Below are 1,944 nucleotides of genomic sequence, written 5' to 3'. Positions count from 1 at the left end.
CCAAAACTATGGAGACGACTTTAGCGATTATGTTGAATTCGCCTCAGAAAACTATGGTGATGGCAACTTAGCAGACAGCAACAACAAAAACCTAGGCAATACACCAGCAGAAATACAAAGAAACCAAAAGCTTGTTGATAACAACAATCAGGATTATGATGGGATTGATAAGAGTAAGGGTGAGGATTTGTGTTCTGGCACTAATTGCTATGGTAAAGCCACTCAGAAAAGATTGGAAGAATCTCCTGTCAATCCAAATACAGTTGTAACAATTGTCAACAAGAAAAACTCTAACAGCAATTATGGTAATTATCAAGTTAGGATGATGCAAGATAAGAATGGTAAGCCCATTGGTTACAGTGCTTACAATCCAAATACAGGCAACAATATTTTAATGAAGCTTGAAGAGCTAAGCATATTCAAAGCATCTGTTGAAAACAATTTAGGTTACAATATTGAAAACACTCCTAATCATCAAAATACAGCTATCAATGCAGCGATGGGATTGCATGATGATGGCAAAACAGGAGGGGCATTAAACTCTTGGAGGCAATACGCAAAAAGTGGCGATATTATTTTTGATGTTGCAGGTGGACTAGGTGCTGGCGTTGCGCTTAGGGCTTCTTCTAAGGCTGCTAGCAAGGCTGTCGCTAGTATTAATAAAGTTAAACAAATAGATAGATGGAGTAGAACGCCTAAAAGTATTCAAGACAGATTAGCTTTAGAAGCCGCAAAAAAAGGTGCTGGTGAAAGAATAATGCAGGGCACTCCATTGAAAGACCCTAGGTTTAAAGGAATGCATAAAATGGAGTACAAGGTCAAATCACAACAGGGGAAAGATTCTGTTATTCACTACATAAGAGACCCTAAAACAGGAAAAATTTTTGATTTTAAATTCAAAAAATACAGTAATTAATATAGGGGTTAAAAATGGAATATATAAATATATTGTATCAGTTTATTAGAGGAGATCTTTCAAATGAATATTTTGAAAAATACATCTATAACGACCAACTAATAGAAAGTAATATCGGAAACGACCTTTATCAGTCTTTAATTGAAGCAAATTTTAAAAATCGAAATGCTGTTGCAGATATTAAAAACTTAATCAATGATTTCTTGTTAAACAATCACCCGTCTAAATGCAAGTGTTGCTTAATAAAGAACTTAGATCGAAGCGATTTTGGGACTGATTTTTCAGAAAATATATTTTTACATCTAAAGGAAACAAAGATTAAAGGTGAAGATTATTGCTGGATATCCTTATATGAGTGTAATGTTTGTCATCAGGCTTGGCTGGTAGCACAAGATGAAAATTATGATGTTTTTTACTTCATGAGATTAGACAATACTCAAATTCAAGATATTGAAAGTAATAATTGGCCTATAATTTTTGATAACTATAATAATTTATCAATTATAGTTTCAACTTCATCAAGATTTTCTAAATATTAAAGAAAAATGGGGCGCTACCCTTTTATCGTAAAAATATGACTCCACTGAAGTTTCCCCAATAAACTGGACACTCAAATTATAATAATTCAGGCATCCAAAATGAAAAGACTTAGATTCACATCATAAGTGCAACACTCAATTAGTCGGTCAAAGGGTATATTAACCACCCTTAATCCGACAAGAAAAAGGAGTGAAACATGCAAAAATATGCATTACCCTAAAACCTCTGACAACTTTTTAAAATTTCTTATATAGAACATCCTAAGAAGCCTTCGCTTTTTCTTGATTTTAAAAAATGGGACGCTACCCTTTTATCGTAAAAAATATAACTTTACCCTCTCATTAAAAACAAAACCACTATTTTTAAAACAAAAAACCACCAAAACTCATTAAAATAACCAAATGCCAAACCCATTTTTACTATCAATTTTAACCTTAATCACAACCCTGGCAACAACCCCAACTATTGCTAATACAAACTTTAATACT

At 33.0% G+C, this 1,944-nt stretch carries 1 protein-coding gene and 1 pseudogene; both read left to right on the top strand.

The features are described 5' to 3' along the window. Positions 1 to 916: pseudogene (locus BBROOKSOX_RS12340) on the top strand (hypothetical protein); the annotation flags it as partial. Positions 917 to 930: 14 nt separating this feature from the next. Further along, entirely contained in the window at positions 931 to 1,455 is a 525-nt protein-coding gene (locus tag BBROOKSOX_RS10430; protein WP_139661706.1) for a hypothetical protein, read from the top strand. Positions 1,456 to 1,944: the final 489 nt, after the last annotated feature.

This window comes from bacterium endosymbiont of Bathymodiolus sp. 5 South (assembly GCF_900128535.1).
In the GTDB taxonomy this organism is placed as follows: domain Bacteria; phylum Pseudomonadota; class Gammaproteobacteria; order PS1; family Pseudothioglobaceae; genus Thiodubiliella.
The sequence above is the reverse complement of the archived record's forward strand: the minus strand, read 5'-3'. Positions and strand labels throughout refer to the sequence as shown.